The following is a 13304-nucleotide window of genomic DNA, read 5'->3' as shown; positions in this document are numbered from 1 at the left end:
GGTATGGTGGGAAGCACGGTGTGAAAGGGGTCTTCCCGTGAAGCTGATCAGCGCAATCCTGTGCTCGACCGCCGCGGTCGGCGCCTCGTTCGCACTCCCCGCCCTCGCTTCGGCTAACGATGTGCATTGCGTCGCCGAGCGGGGGGCCGACGTCACTGTCCTCTCCGGTACCACCGGCTGCCGCGCGGCGAGCGACACCTTCGGCCACGCCCGGGCGGCCGGGGTGAGCGGGGTCGGTTACGCGCGCGCCACCGAGGGCGCCACCGCGTACGGCATCGGGCTGGCGGGCGGCATCGGCGCCAGCGAAGGGGTGGGCGGTTTCCCCCTCGCGATCGGGCACGGCCGCGACGCCGTCGCGCTCACCTCCGTCACCGATCCGGGCGGCTCGGCCGTCGCGGTCACGATCGCCTTCGAAGGGTCGCGGGCGCAGGTGGTCACCGCCGACGGCACGGTGGTGTGCCTCGGCGCGGCCGCGCTGGCCTGGGACGCGCGCACCGGCGCGTCGTGCCTGGCCACGCCGTTCGGGCGCTGGGTGGTCTCACCGGCCTGAGGCGATCGAACCGCGCGGGCGCGTCGACCGTGACAACGCCATGGTGAACACCACGGCACCGGAGCCGAAGTGGACGCCGCTGCACGCGCTCGCGGCGGGCCTCGATTTCGAAGGCTACTTTCGCCTGCGACGGTCCCGCGACGGTGATCCGTTCCGCGTGCGCTTCCCGGGCCTGGGGTCGGTGCTGTTCACCGGCACGCCCGAGGGCGCGCGGGAGGTGTTCCGCGCGCCCGCCGCGCTGCTGGAGCCGCCCCGGCCGAATCCGATCGAGCCGATGGTGGGCCCCACCTCGCTCATCCTGACCTCCGGTGCGCGGCACCGACGCGACCGCGCGCTGCTCGCGCCCGCCTTCCACGGCGCCCGGGTGCGCGAGTACGCCGAGGTGATGCGGTCCGCGACGCTCGACGAGATCGCGCGGGCCGGGTGGCGGCCCGGCGCGCGGGTGGACTCGCGCGCCGCCGCGCGGGCGATCACGCTGCGGGTGGTGATGACCGCGATCTTCGGCGCGGCCGGCGTCGAACGGCGCGCGGAGTATCGCGCCGCGATCACCGAATTCCTGACCGCGTTCACCGGTCCGCTGCTCCTGGTGCCCGCGCTGCGCCACGGTGCGTTCGGCCGCGCGCCGTGGGACCGGTTCGCCGCCGCCCGCGCGCGCCTGGACCGGCTGGTGCTCGCCGACATCGCGGCCCGGCGCGCCGCGCCCCCGTCGGACGCCGATCTGCTCGGCCTGCTGCTGAGCACCCGCTACGACGACGGTTCGGCCCCGACCGACGCCGACCTGGCCGACCAACTGCGCACCTTGCTGGTCGCCGGACACGAGACCACGGCGACCACACTGGTCTGGCTGCTGTTCCACCTGCATCGCGCGCCCGGCGCGCTGCAAGCGATCCGCGACGAACTCGCGACGGCGGGCTCCGAGGCCGCCGACCTGGTCGGCCTCCCTTATCTGGACGCGGCCTGCCAGGAGACGTTGCGCCTGCACCCGCCCGTGCCGATCGTGCTGCGCCGCGTCACCGAGCCGTTCACGCTGCGCGGCGCGGCGCTGGCGGCCGGCGACACCATGGGCATCGCGGTACCGCTGCTGCACTCCGACCCGGCGGTGTGGCCCGACGCCGACCGGTTCCGGCCCGAACGGTTCCTGGAGCGCAGATACAGCCCGTTCGAGTTCGCGCCGTTCGGCGGCGGCCACCGGCGGTGCGTGGGCGCGACGCTGGCCGAGTACGAACTGCGGATCGTGGCGGCCACCCTGCTCACCCACGTGCGGTTGCGGCTGCCCGACCGCTGGGCGCGGGGCAGGCCGCCGCGCGCGGTGCCGCACAACATCGCCGCCGGGCCGCGCCGAGCGATCCCCTTCGACGTCATCGAGTGATTTGCATCACGAAAGTGTTTGATCTCGCCCAAAACCGGACGGACGGCAGGTTGGCCCGCGAAACCCGGACTCGCCGGGCCGACCGGCACGTTTCCCGGACGGCGACGGTCCGGACGAGTCGGTGTGACGACATGCACAATTGACCGACCGGACGAATCACACTGCGGGACGGCTGGATTCCCGTCGTACCCGGACGGTAGGAAGGACGACAGGTCGGGCCGTCACTACCATCCGGAATGGACGAGAAACGTATGCATGCCGCTTCGAACACCAGGTCGCTGCCGACTTCCCCGAGGGAAGCACGGGCGACCCGCCGCCTACGGCAGGGCGTCCTGCTGTCCGCGGCGATCGCGGCGGCGGGTGCCATGATCGTCGCCCCCGCCCAGGCCGACCCCGCCCTGCCGGGCCTCGGCGCCGGATCGGCCGCCGTCGGCGTCGAGCCGGAACCGCAGCCGAACTTCGCGCCGCCGAACATCAACATCGCCGACGGTGAGACCGTGGGCGTCGCGCAGCCGATCATCATTACTTTCAAGGAGCCGATCGCCGATCGCGCGCTGGCCGAGAAGGTCATCAGGGTGACCTCCTCCAAGGAGGCGCCGGGCCACTTCTACTGGTTCAGCGACCGGCAGGTGCGCTGGCGGCCGAACGAGTTCTGGCCGGACAACACCGACGTGCGCGTCGAGGCGGGCGGCACCAGCAGCTCCTTCCGCATCGGCGACGCGATCATCACCACCGCCGACGACGCCACCAAGACCATCACGGTCACCCGCAACGGCGAGGTGGTCAAGACCATGCCGACCTCGCTGGGCAAGCCGAAGTACGAGACGCCCAACGGCACCTACATCGTGGGCGAGCGGCACCGCGAGATGGTGATGGACTCCTCCACCTACGGCGTGCCGATCGACGCGCCCGAGGGCTACAAGCTCGACGTGGAGTACGCCACCCGGCTGTCCAACAGCGGCATCTTCCTGCACGCCGCGCCGTGGTCGGTGGGGTCGCAGGGTGTGGCCAATGTGAGCCACGGCTGCCTGAACGTGAGCACCGAGGACGCGCGCTGGTTCTTCGAGAACGTGCAGAAGGGCGATCCGGTCATCGTGCAGAACACCGCGGGCGGGACGCTGAACTCGCGCGACGGTCTGGGCGACTGGAACTGATCACCCGCTGACAACGCCGGCCGTGCACTCGCACGGCCGGCGTTCTCGTTGCGGAGGGCCCATTTTCGGCCATCGGCGCTTCGGTGACACGCGATCTCGCCGAACCGGGGGCAACTGTTCAGTCGATCGATAGTCCGCATTAACCGCACGGTTGCTGTACCCCGTCAAAGTCTGCCGGGTGCGAACAGGTCCGGAACGGGTGCTCCCGCGACCGCGAGGCAAGGGCCTGCGGAATCGTCCATGGCAGGACTACGCGCTGTTCGCCGTGCTCGTGGTGCCGAATCTGGCGTTGCTGACGCTGTTCGTGTATCGGCCGCTGCTGGACAATATCCGGCTCTCCTTCACCGACTGGAACATCTCCGACCCGGTCGCCACCTACATCGGCTTCGAGAACTACCGGGAGTGGTGGAGCAGGGCCGACTCGTGGGAAATCGTCACCAACACGGTGGTTTTCACCCTCGCCGCGGTGGTGGGCAGCATGGTGCTGGGCTTGGCGCTGGCGCTGCTGCTGGACCGGAAGTTGTTCGGGCGCAACGTGGTGCGCTCGGCGATCTTCGCGCCGTTCGTCATCTCCGGCGCCGCCATCGGCGTGGCGTTCCAGTTCATCTTCGATCCCAGCTTCGGCCTGGTGCAGGACGTGCTGCACCGAATCGGCGTCACCGCGCCCGATTTCTACCAGGACCCGGGCTGGGCGTTGTTCATGGTGACGGTCACCTACATCTGGAAGAACCTCGGCTACACCTTCGTCATCTATCTGGCCGCGCTGCAAGGAGTTCGGGCCGAATTGATGGAGGCCGCCGAGATCGACGGCGCGAGCCGCCTGCGCACCTTCACGAAAGTGCTGCTGCCGCAATTGCGTCCGACGACGTTCTTCCTGTCCATCACGGTGCTGCTGAACTCGCTGCAAGTGTTCGACATCATCAATGTGATGACCAGGGGCGGGCCGCTGGGCACCGGCACCACGACGATGGTCTACCAGGTCTACAACGAGTCCTTCCGTAATTTCCGCGCGGGCTACGGCGCGACGGTGGCCACGATCATGTTCCTGGTGCTGCTGGTGGTGACGCTGGTGCAGGTCCGCGTCATGGATCGGAACGAGCGATGAAACACACCGGTGTGCGGACACTTTCGTATCAGCGGCGCCAGCGCTTGGTGACCGTACTCGGTTACGCCGCGATGCTGTGCGTGCTGGTGATCGTGGGCGTGCCTTTGTTCTGGATCCTCATCACCTCGTTCAAGGACCGCCCGGACATCTACACCCAGCCCGCCATCTACTGGCCGCGCTCCTGGCATCCGGAGAACTATTCGCACGCCACCACGACGTTGCCGTTCTGGACGTTCCTGCGCAATTCGGTGATCGTCACCGGAATCGTCGCGGCAGTGAAATTCGTGCTCGGCGTGTTCAGCGCGTACGGATTGGTGTTCCTGCGCTTCCCCGGCAAGAACATCGTGTTCCTGGTGATCATCGCCGCGCTGATGGTGCCGAACCAGATCACCGTGATCTCCAACTACGCCCTCATCGCCCAACTCGGCTGGCGGAATACCTTCCAGGGCATCATCATTCCGCTCTGCGGCGTCGCCTTCGGCACCTTCCTGATGCGCAACCACTTCCTCTCGCTGCCCGCCGAGGTGATCGAGGCGGCGCGCATGGACGGCGCGGGCTGGTGGCGGCTGCTCACCCGGGTGGTGCTGCCGATGTCGGGCCCGACCATGGTCGCGTTCGCGGTGGTCACGCTGGTCAACGAGTGGAACGAATACCTCTGGCCGTTCCTCATGGCCGACGACACCCGCGTGGCGACCCTGCCGGTCGGCCTCACCCTCTTGCAGAACACCGAGAACCCGAGCGTCACCAACTGGGGGCCGGTCATGGCGGGCACGCTGCTCACCATGCTGCCGATCCTGGTGGTGTTCCTGCTGCTCCAGCGCCACATGATCAAAGGCCTCACCTCCGGTGCGGTCAAGGGTTAACCGATACAGGAGAAAGCACGTGTCCACATCACAGTTCCCCGCGCTCTCGCGGCGCGGATTCCTCGGACTGGCGGGCGGCATCGCCGCGGGTGCGGCGCTCACCGCGTGCGCGGGCACCGGCGGGGGCGGCGGTCAGGGCGGCGACGCGAACACCATCACGTTCTGGTCCAATCACCCCGGCACCTCGAAGGATTTCGAGTCCGAGCTGATCAACCGCTTCCAGGCGAAGTTCCCCGACCTCACCGTCAATCTGGTCGACGCGGGCAAGAACTACGAGGAGGTGTCGCAGAAGTTCAACGCGGCGCTCTCCGGCGGCGAACTGCCCGATGTCGTTGTGCTGTCTGATGTCTGGTGGTTCAACTACGCGCTGAACGGCACCATCGAACCGCTGGACGGGCACTTCGGCGACGCCGGGGTGGATCTGAGCGACTACGTGGACTCGCTCGCCTCCGACTACGCATTCAACGGCAAGCACTACGCGTTGCCCTACGCCCGCTCGACGCCGCTGTTCTACTACAACAAGGACGTGTGGGCCCAGGCCGGTCTGCCCGATCGCGGACCGGAGAGCTGGCAGGAGTTCGACGAGTGGGGCCCGCGCATCCAGGAGATCGTCGGCGACGGCAAGCTCGCGCACGGCTGGGGTGACGCCAAGAACTACCTGGCCTGGACCTTCCAGGGACCGAACTGGACCTTCGGCGGCGCGTACTCCGACGAGTGGACGCTGAAGTTCACCGACCCCGGATCTGTCGCGGCGGGCACGTTCCTGCGCGACATGATCCACACCAAGCGCTACGCGGGCATCAAGCCGCAGATCGCCGTCGACTTCGGCACCGGCGTGATCGCCTCGACCATCGCCTCCACCGGCGATCTGCGCGGCATCCAGAAGAACGCCGAGGGCAAGCTGGAATTCGGCACCGCGTTCTTGCCGCACCCGAACGGGCCCGGCGTCACCACCGGCGGTGCGGGACTGGCCATTCCGGCGCGGATCTCCGACGAGCGGAAGGTGAACGCGCTCAAGTTCATCGAGTTCATCACCAATACCGAAAGCACCGTGTACTTCTCGCAGAACACCGGGTACATGCCGGTGCGCAAGTCGGCGGTGAACGACCCGGCCGAACAGACCTTCCTCGCGCAGAATCCGAAGGCGAAGGTGGCCATCGACCAGCTGTCGGTGACGAAATCCCAGGACTACGCACGGGTTTTCGTGCCGGGCGGCGATCAGATCATCGGCACCGGGCTCGAGCAGATCGGCTTGCAGAACGCCGATCCGGCCGCCGCGCTGGCGAGTGTGCAGAGCCAGATCCAGACCATCATCGACCGGCAGATCACGCCGAAGCTGCCCAAGTAAGCACAGACGAGGAGATCGACGGCCATGGCGAGCGTGCGTTTCGACGGGGTGACCCACCGGTATCCGGGGGCGCCGTCGCCCGCCGTCGATCGACTCGAATTGGACATCGCCGACGGGGAATTCATCGTCCTCGTCGGCCCGTCCGGCTGCGGGAAGTCGACCAGCCTGCGCATGCTGGCCGGACTGGAGGCGGTGGCCGACGGGCGCATCCTCATCGGCGACAAGGATGTGACCGGCTTGCCGCCGCGCGCCCGTGACGTGGCGATGGTGTTCCAGAGCTACGCCCTCTACCCGAACATGACCGTGGCGCAGAACATGGGCTTCGCGCTGCGCAACGCGGGAATGAGCAAGTCCGACACCATGATCCGGGTCCGCGAGGCCGCGAGGATGCTGGAGCTCGAGGAGCTGCTCGACCGCAAACCGGCGAAACTCTCCGGCGGCCAGCGCCAGCGGGTGGCGATGGGGCGCGCCATCGTGCGCCGCCCGCAAGTGTTCTGCATGGACGAGCCGCTGTCGAATCTGGACGCCAAGCTGCGGGTGAGTACCCGCTCGCAGATCGCCGCCTTGCAGAAACGCCTGGGCACCACCACGGTTTACGTGACCCACGACCAGGTCGAGGCGATGACGATGGGCGACCGGGTGGCCGTGCTGCGCGACGGCAAGCTCCAGCAGATCGCCGCGCCCCGCGAACTCTACGACGATCCGGTCAACACCTTCGTGGCCGCGTTCATCGGCTCGCCCGGCATGAACCTGCTCGAGGCGCCCGTCGAGGACGGTGCGGCGGTGCTGGAAACCCTGCGAATCCCCTTGCCCCGCACCGTGAAAACGGGCGAGCGGGTGATCGTCGGCATCCGCCCCGAGTCGTGGGAGGTGACCACCGACCCCGTCGGTTCACTGACCGTCGAGGCCGAACTCCTCGAAGAGCTCGGCGCCGAATCGTTCGTCTACGCCCACGGCGTCACCGACACCTGGCGCAGCCGGTCCACCAAACTCATCACCCGGGTGGACCGCCGCTTCCAGGTCTCGCTCGGCGACCGCCTGCACCTGCGTCCCAACCCCGAGGAAGTGTTCTTCTTCGACGCCGAATCCGAGAACCGGCTGCGCTGAACAGTATTCACCGCACCGCTTCATCGAGGGCGCGGCGGTGGTCGGCCGGTGCGCGCAACGCCTTCGCGGCCGACCCCTGGAATGCGCCGATCCCGCGACGGAATCGGCGCGCGGCCCGCCCTCACCAGATCTTCACGCGCTCCGCGGGCGGGAGGTAGAGGGCGTCGTCGGGTTGGATGGCGAACGCCTCGTGGAAGGTGTCGATATTGCGCACCACCGCGTTGCAGCGGAACTCCGGCGGGGAGTGCGGATCGGTCGCGAGGCGGCGGATGGCCTCCTCGGGACGGGCCTTGGTGCGCCACACCTGCGCCCAGCCGAAGAACACGCGCTGCAAGCCGGTGAGCCCGTCGATGACCGGGGGCTCCTGGCCGTTCAGTGAGATCTTGTACGCCTCCAGCGCGATCGACAGACCGCCCAGATCGCCGATGTTCTCACCGATGGTGAACTCGCCGTTGACGTGGTGATCGTCGGCGAGATCCTTGGGGGACAGGGCGTTGTACTGGTCGATCAACGCCTTGGTGCGCTTGCCGAATTCGGCGCGATCGGCGTCGGTCCACCAGTCGACCATGTTGCCGTCGCCGTCGTACTTGGCGCCCTGATCGTCGAAGCCGTGGCCGATCTCGTGCCCGATCACCGCGCCGATGCCGCCGTAGTTGGCGGCGTCGTCGGCGTTCATGTCGAAGAACGGCGGCTGCAGGATCGCGGCGGGGAACACGATCTCGTTCATGCCCGGGTTGTAGTAGGCGTTGACGGTCTGCGGCGTCATGAACCACTCGTCGCGGTCCACCGGGCCACCCAGCTTGCGCAGATCGCGGTCGTGCTCGGCGGCGTAGCCGCTGCGGTAGTTGCCGACCAGATCGGCCGGGTCCACGGTCACCGCCGAATAGTCGCGCCAGCGGTCCGGGTAGCCGATCTTGGGCGTGAACTTCTCCAGCTTCACCAGCGCGGCCTCGCGCGTGGCCGGGCTCATCCAGTCCAGCTGGGAGATGTTGCGCCGGTAGGCCTCCTGCAGATTCTCGACCAGCTCGAGCATCCGCTCCTTGGCCTCGGGCGGAAAGTGCTCGGCCACATACAGTTTGCCGACCGCCTCGCCGAGCAGTTCCTGCACCAGCGACACGCCGCGCTTCCAGCGTTCGCGGTTCTCCTGCGCGCCGGTCAGCGTGCGGCCGTAGAAGTCGAAGTTCTCCTCGACCAGATCGTCGGTGAGATACGGTGCGCGAGCGCGCAATACGCGCCAGGCTGCCCAGGCCCGCCAGTCCTCGAGGTCCTCGGCGGCCCAGGTCTGGGCGAAGGTGCGCACGTAGGAGGGCTGGCGCACGACCAGTTCGGCGAACAGCTCCGCGCCCGGCTTCTCCACCGCCTCGGCGGTCGCGGAAACCCAAGCGGCCCAGTCGAACTCCGGGTAGTCACGGGCCAGGTCGGCGAACGTGGTGAGGTTGTAGCCCAGTTCGGCGTCGCGGCGGCGCACCACATCCCAGTGGCCCGCGGCGAGTTTGCGCTCCAGCTCGAACACCCGCTGCCCCACGCCCTCGAGGTCGGCGGGCAGCAGCGCGGCGATCCTCGGGTCGGCGGCGGCCAGCGCGAACATGCGCCCGATGTGGGCGATGTAGGCGGCGCGGATCTCGGCGAACTCGTCCTGCCGGTAGTAGGACTCGTCGGGCAGGCCGATCCCGGACTGCACGGCGTGCACCAGGTAGCGGCTGGAGTCCTTGTCGTCGGTGTCGACGTAGAAGCCGACCGCGCCGCCGATGCCGACCCGCTGGAACCGGCCGAGCAGGGCGGCGAACGCCGAGCGGTCGGGCACCTCGCGCACCGCGGCCAGCTCCGCCGAGATCGGCGACAGGCCCGCGGCGGCGACCGTCTCGGTGTCCATGAAGCTGGTGTACAGGTCGCCGATCTTGCGCGCGTCGGTGCCAGGCTCGGCGTCGGTGGCGGCGGCGTCCTGGATGATCTTCTGCACGTCCAGCTCGGCCTGGTCGTACAAGGCGCGGAAGGCGCCGTCCACCGCGCGGTCGGCCGGGATCTCGTAGGAGTCCAGCCATTTGCCGTTGACATGCGCGAACAGGTCGTCCTGGACCCGCACCGCCTGGTCCAGATAGCTCAGATCGATACCGGAAGGGCTGGTCAGTTCGGAAGTCACGACCTCCAGTATGCCCATCAGCGTGGGGTGCGCGGGACGGTTGCCCGCGGCCCGCGCCGAACTCCGGACACTGAAGAGCCCCGGGCGAGCCGGGGCCGGAGACGGTCAGACGGACAGGGGAGCGCGGTCGAATTCGCCGTCGCGAGCGCCGGCGAGGAAGGCCTCCCATTCCTCGGGGGTGTAGTCGAGGGTGATGTCGCCGTGGCGCAGCGTGGTGGCGCCGTCCGCGGCGGTGTGGGCGATCAGCTCGGTATGAGCGCGCCCGCTGTCGAGCAGAGCGAGGAACGCGGTCCAGACGCTCGCGGTGACGGTGATGATGGGCTCGTCGGCGGGGCGGTTGGCCGGATTGCGGCGGTATTTGCTGTCACGGATGAGCACCGCATCACCATCGAACCGGATCTCGACGCACTGGTTCCCGTTATTGGATCGGGTCGACGTATACCAGCCGGTAGTGCCCGGCCGGAGGCTAGCGGTGGTGGCCATGCGCAGGATTTTACCCGAGTGCGCACCGTCTGATCAGCGCGGATGATTCGGTGCGTGAGAGCGATTGCTCGACGGCGCGCTGATAGGCGAAGCGCAGATCGCGCACCAGATCGGGATCGTCGACCGCACCGCCGAAAACGGCGCTCTCCGCCCAGCCGAAGGTGGGCAGTCCCTCCCCGGGGAAGTCGATGAGATGGAAGCTGCAGCCGCCCAGCGTGGCGCCCGCGGTGGCCGAGAACGGGATGACCCGCACCTCGAGGGTGTCGAGCTCGTCGATCAGATCGGCCAGGTGCTCGAGCTGGCCGCGCAGTACCTTGGGGCCGCCGGTCTGCTGGTGCAGGGCGGCCTCGCCGATCACCGCGGTGAGCTCCACGCGGTCGGGTCCGTGCAGTCTGGCCTGTCTTCGCATCCGGATCGCGACCAGCTGCTCCACCTGCACCGGCCGGATCATGACGTCGGCGCTGATCAGGGCTCTGGCGTAGTCCTCGGTCTGCAACAGGCCCGGCACGATGAGGCTGTCGTAGCTGCGGATGCTGTGCGCGCCGAACTCCATGCCGTAGAGGCGCTGCAACTCGGGGCCGATCAGCGCGGAGGATTTGGCCCACCAGCCGCGCTCCTTGCTGGCGTCGAGCAGGGCGAGCAGTTCGGCGCGTTCCTCGGCGGTCACCTCGAGCAGGTCCAGCACGGGTTCGATGGTGTTGGTGGTGAGCACGCGTCTGCCCTTCTCCACGTGCGACCAGTTGGCCGGGGTGAAGCCGACCTGTCTGGCGAAGCCCGCGGAGTCGAAGCCGCGTTGTTCGCGCAGCTCCCGCAGTCGCAGCACCAGTTCCCAACGCGCGACGGTAGGCGAGACGGGTGCCATGACACGCGATGCTACGCCTCATCGTTTCCCCCGCTTGTGACTATTGTCATAATAGTTGCCCAGGGCTAGGGTCCATGGATAGCGGCCGATTCACCCGTCACGTTCACTCCGCATCGAGGCGAGGTACGTCATGAGCAGGTCCCGCATCGCATCTGGCAGTCACCCGCAGGCCGGGCCACCGGACATCCGGTCACCGCAGGCCGCCGCGCAGGAATTCACCGCCACCCAGGACGCCTTCGCCCGCTGCCGCCGCTACCGCAAGGAGAACGGCCTGTTCGCGGTGGTCGAGCCCGCGCTCGGGCGCATCATGCTCGAGATCGGCTCGGTCGGCGCCGTGGTGATGCCGGGCGTGCTGGGCGAGCGGGTCCGCACCCTGCTCACCGCGCACGGTCAGCCCGGCGGGCCGATCATCGCCCACCCCCGCTCGGGGCGCTGGACGTTCCTCACCGGCCCGACCGACAACTCCTACCTGGACATGGCGCTGTTCGCGGACCTGTTCCGGGTGTGCGCCTCGGTCGCGCTGCCCGGCAGCCGGATCGTGCTGCCCTCACCCGCCGACGAGCACAGCGGCTACCGCACCTGGGTGGCGCCGCCCGCCGGCGACCACCGGCCCGACCTGCCCGAGGTGATCGCCGCGACCAGGGCCGCGGCGCTCCCCTCACCGCCCTGAGGTCTACGGCGTGGGCTGCGGCGTCAGCGTGATGCTGAAGCGGTCCTCGATGTTCTGCTCCCACTTGCGTTCGCACTCGTCGATCGCCGCCTGGTCGTTGCCCGCCTTGTTCAGGCAGTCGATCAGGTCACGGCCGCCGGACTCCACGAAGAAGCTCCAGCCGACGATGCCGATGAGGATCGACCCGATGATGGCCAGCACGCTCAGCACCAGACCGGTCACGGCCATGCCGGTGCCGCCGCCGGTGCCGCGGCGGGTCTTCACGAACGCGATGATGCCGAAGATCAGGCCGAACAGACCGAACAGCAGGCCGCCGACCACCGACCAGAAGGTCAGCAGCGCGAGGATGCCCAGCACCAGCGCGGTGATCGCCATGCCCTTGCCCTTGGGCGATTCCTGCCAGTACTGGCCCTGGCCGGGGGGCGGGTAGTTGCCGGGCGGCGGCGGGTAGTTGCCGGGCGGCGGCGGGTACTGACCGGGCGGGGGATATTGCGACATGGACTTCCTCTCAGTCGGTGCCGCTGGACAGGACTCACGCGACAATGCGCACCCGGCGGACGCGCTCGACAACTGATCGCGCACACCGGGTTCGGATGTTAATGGGACAAACCGTACGTCGCGCTACGCCGCGCTCACTGGCCGCCGAGGCGCGCGTGCATCTCCCACACCAGGATCTCGGCGGGGCCGCGCGCGGTGATCCGCTGCCCGCCGCTGCGGGTGAGGCGCACGGCGTCACCCGCGTACAGCGCGCCGACGCCCTCCATCTCGACCTCACCGCGCGCGACGAAAAGATGCAGGTAGGGGGCCTCGGGCAGGTCTATCGCGGCGTCGGTCCTGGCGACGTGCAGCGCCGAATGCGAGCTGTTGATGGCGATGGCCGTGCGGTCGCGGTACTTCGGCAGCCCCGAGGCCACCGTGACCAGGCCGCCGCGCGCGAGCTCGTCATCGATCTCGAGCTGCTGGTAGCCGGGGGTGAGGCCGGGCTCGTCGGGCACCACCCACATCTGCACGAAATGCACCGGGTCGTCGTGTTCGGCGCCGTTGTCCAGGCGCCAGGAATCGTTCTTCTCCGAATGCATGATGCCGGTGCCCGCGCTCATGCGCTGGGCGAGGCCCGGATAGATGACACCCGCGTGGCCGAGCGAATCCTGGTGCACCAGGCTGCCGTCGAGGACCCAGGTGACGATCTCCATATCCCGGTGCGGGTGGGTATCGAATCCCTGGCCGGGCAGGACTATGTCCTCGTTGTTCACCAGCAGCAGGCCGTGGTGGGTGTTGTCGGGATCGTAGTGCTCGCCGAAGGAGAAGGAATGCTTCGAATCCAGCCAGGACACCCGCGTTTTCCTGCGGTCGCCGCCGCGGTGGACGTCGATGTGCGGCGTCGTGAGTGTGGACATCGCGGTCCTCCTCTCCACGGCGTGGCCCGGTTCGCCATTCGGGGCGCGCGCTCGACGTCGCGATACTCGCCATTCCTAGTAGATTGTGCTGCACTCGGCATTTTACGCGAGCGACGCGGGGGTGAACGGCAGGCGAGCACTGCCGCCTACTGTCGCCCTCGGCGGCGGCCACCGCGTGGCGTACGACCGACCGGAACGGGCCCGTCCGGCGTGTTTCCCGCGTAACCCGATGCGTCCCAACGGAACCGGAGGTGAG

The 13304-nt window shown here is 68.5% G+C and carries 13 protein-coding genes; 8 read left to right on the top strand and 5 right to left on the bottom strand.

From position 1 onward, the window contains the following. The first annotated feature begins 37 nt into the window (after window positions 1-37). From OHB21_RS07990 to OHB21_RS07960, 7 genes are all read left to right on the top strand, one after another. A complete protein-coding gene (locus OHB21_RS07990; protein ID WP_067502882.1) occupies window positions 38-550 on the top strand; it encodes a DUF6764 family protein in 513 nt (170 codons plus the stop codon). 40 nt (window positions 551-590) lie between these two features. Next, window positions 591-1919, top strand: a complete 1329-nt coding sequence (locus OHB21_RS07985; protein ID WP_195125013.1) for a cytochrome P450 — start codon at window positions 591-593, stop codon at window positions 1917-1919. A gap of 251 nt (window positions 1920-2170) precedes the next feature. Further along, entirely contained in the window at window positions 2171-3073 is a 903-nt protein-coding gene (locus OHB21_RS07980) for a L,D-transpeptidase (protein WP_228789766.1), read from the top strand. Window positions 3074-3251: 178 nt separating this feature from the next. Next, window positions 3252-4178, top strand: coding sequence for a carbohydrate ABC transporter permease (locus OHB21_RS07975; RefSeq protein WP_067503334.1), 927 nt, complete (start codon window positions 3252-3254; stop codon window positions 4176-4178). Beyond that, window positions 4175-5041 carry a carbohydrate ABC transporter permease gene (locus OHB21_RS07970; protein WP_067502876.1) on the top strand — a complete coding sequence of 289 codons (867 nt, stop codon included), beginning with the start codon at window positions 4175-4177 and terminating at the stop codon, window positions 5039-5041. Before OHB21_RS07975 ends, OHB21_RS07970 begins: the two co-directional genes overlap by 4 nt. A 19-nt stretch (window positions 5042-5060) precedes the next feature. Further along, the gene (locus OHB21_RS07965) at window positions 5061-6389 is read left to right on the top strand and encodes an ABC transporter substrate-binding protein (RefSeq protein ID WP_067502873.1); all 1329 of its coding nucleotides are present in this window, start codon (window positions 5061-5063) and stop codon (window positions 6387-6389) included. A 24-nt stretch (window positions 6390-6413) separates the two neighbouring features. Beyond that, complete coding sequence (locus OHB21_RS07960) at window positions 6414-7496, top strand: ABC transporter ATP-binding protein (protein ID WP_067502870.1); 1083 nt, start codon at window positions 6414-6416, stop codon at window positions 7494-7496. A 121-nt stretch (window positions 7497-7617) separates the two neighbouring features. Here OHB21_RS07960 and OHB21_RS07955 read toward each other — a convergent pair whose 3' ends face one another. The 3 genes from OHB21_RS07955 to OHB21_RS07945 all read right to left on the bottom strand — a co-directional run bounded on the left by OHB21_RS07955 (window position 7618) and on the right by OHB21_RS07945 (window position 10981). Further along, complete coding sequence (locus tag OHB21_RS07955; protein ID WP_067502866.1) at window positions 7618-9654, bottom strand: M13 family metallopeptidase; 2037 nt, start codon at window positions 9652-9654, stop codon at window positions 7618-7620. Between the two features lie 87 nt (window positions 9655-9741). Then, window positions 9742-10119, bottom strand: a complete 378-nt coding sequence (locus OHB21_RS07950; protein ID WP_067502863.1) for a DUF397 domain-containing protein — start codon at window positions 10117-10119, stop codon at window positions 9742-9744. Between the two features lie 10 nt (window positions 10120-10129). After that, window positions 10130-10981 (bottom strand): helix-turn-helix domain-containing protein, encoded by an 852-nt coding sequence (locus OHB21_RS07945; protein WP_067502860.1) that lies wholly within the window; start codon window positions 10979-10981, stop codon window positions 10130-10132. A 130-nt stretch (window positions 10982-11111) separates the two neighbouring features. On the opposite strand from OHB21_RS07945, the gene OHB21_RS07940 reads away from it, so the two are divergent. Beyond that, window positions 11112-11651: a hypothetical protein gene (locus OHB21_RS07940; RefSeq protein ID WP_067502858.1), complete on the top strand. Its 540-nt coding sequence runs from the start codon at window positions 11112-11114 to the stop codon at window positions 11649-11651. A 3-nt stretch (window positions 11652-11654) separates the two neighbouring features. Here OHB21_RS07940 and OHB21_RS07935 read toward each other — a convergent pair whose 3' ends face one another. Both OHB21_RS07935 and OHB21_RS07930 read right to left on the bottom strand, forming a co-directional pair. Continuing rightward, the gene (locus tag OHB21_RS07935) at window positions 11655-12149 is read right to left on the bottom strand and encodes a DUF4190 domain-containing protein (RefSeq protein ID WP_067502856.1); all 495 of its coding nucleotides are present in this window, start codon (window positions 12147-12149) and stop codon (window positions 11655-11657) included. A 134-nt stretch (window positions 12150-12283) separates the two neighbouring features. After that, window positions 12284-13048, bottom strand: a complete 765-nt coding sequence (locus OHB21_RS07930; RefSeq protein ID WP_067502854.1) for a pirin family protein — start codon at window positions 13046-13048, stop codon at window positions 12284-12286. Between the last annotated feature and the right edge of the window lie 256 nt (window positions 13049-13304).

The sequence above is a fragment of the Nocardia puris genome (assembly GCF_036051655.1).
GTDB lineage: Bacteria > Actinomycetota > Actinomycetes > Mycobacteriales > Mycobacteriaceae > Nocardia > Nocardia puris.
The sequence above is the reverse complement of the archived record's forward strand: the minus strand, read 5'-3'. Positions and strand labels throughout refer to the sequence as shown.

Excerpts from the sequence above, each read along its gene's own strand:
- OHB21_RS07985 (WP_195125013.1), top strand. The coding sequence starts at position 591 with ATGGTGAACACCACGGCACCGGAGCCGAAGTGGACGCCGCTGCACGCG.
- OHB21_RS07980 (WP_228789766.1), top strand. The coding sequence starts at position 2,171 with ATGCATGCCGCTTCGAACACCAGGTCGCTGCCGACTTCCCCGAGGGAA.
- OHB21_RS07970 (WP_067502876.1), top strand. The coding sequence starts at position 4,175 with ATGAAACACACCGGTGTGCGGACACTTTCGTATCAGCGGCGCCAGCGC.
- OHB21_RS07960 (WP_067502870.1), top strand. The coding sequence starts at position 6,414 with ATGGCGAGCGTGCGTTTCGACGGGGTGACCCACCGGTATCCGGGGGCG.
- OHB21_RS07955 (WP_067502866.1), bottom strand. The coding sequence starts at position 9,654 with ATGGGCATACTGGAGGTCGTGACTTCCGAACTGACCAGCCCTTCCGGT.
- OHB21_RS07950 (WP_067502863.1), bottom strand. The coding sequence starts at position 10,119 with ATGGCCACCACCGCTAGCCTCCGGCCGGGCACTACCGGCTGGTATACG.
- OHB21_RS07945 (WP_067502860.1), bottom strand. The coding sequence starts at position 10,981 with ATGGCACCCGTCTCGCCTACCGTCGCGCGTTGGGAACTGGTGCTGCGA.
- OHB21_RS07940 (WP_067502858.1), top strand. The coding sequence starts at position 11,112 with ATGAGCAGGTCCCGCATCGCATCTGGCAGTCACCCGCAGGCCGGGCCA.
- OHB21_RS07935 (WP_067502856.1), bottom strand. The coding sequence starts at position 12,149 with ATGTCGCAATATCCCCCGCCCGGTCAGTACCCGCCGCCGCCCGGCAAC.
- OHB21_RS07930 (WP_067502854.1), bottom strand. The coding sequence starts at position 13,048 with ATGTCCACACTCACGACGCCGCACATCGACGTCCACCGCGGCGGCGAC.